Origin of the sequence: Streptomyces sp. SP18CS02, from assembly GCF_036322365.1 — a bacterium.
In the GTDB taxonomy this organism is placed as follows: Bacteria; Actinomycetota; Actinomycetes; order Streptomycetales; family Streptomycetaceae; genus Streptomyces.
The window spans coordinates 1-312 of record NZ_JAQYXC010000096.1; the positions used below are offsets into that span (position 1 = coordinate 1).

At 76.3% G+C, this 312-nt stretch carries 1 pseudogene; it reads right to left on the bottom strand.

Annotation, left to right across the window (positions count from 1 at the left end):
* Positions 1-312 (bottom strand): annotated as a pseudogene (locus PUR26_RS00805) (hypothetical protein); the annotation flags it as partial.

The window sequence follows — 312 nt, forward strand, 5'->3', positions numbered from 1 at the left end:
CGGCGACCGCGGCCTCCGGGTCGTCACCGCGCTCACGGGCGGCACGCGCCACCAGGCGGTCGGCCTCCTCGCGCAGCTCGCCGGCGCGGCGCTGGAGCCGCTCCAGCTCCTTGGTCAGTTCGGCGACCTCGCGCTCGGCCTGCTTGGCGGCGTTGTTCGCGGAGTCGGCCTGGACCTCGGTCAGCGAGCGGGCGCCGGTGTGCGAGGGCGGGGGTGGTTGTGTGGGGGGGCGAACACGCGGGTGGGGGGGGTGTGTGGCGGTGGGTACACCTGGGGGGGGGGGGGGTTTTAGACGGCTGCTTCTCCCGCCCC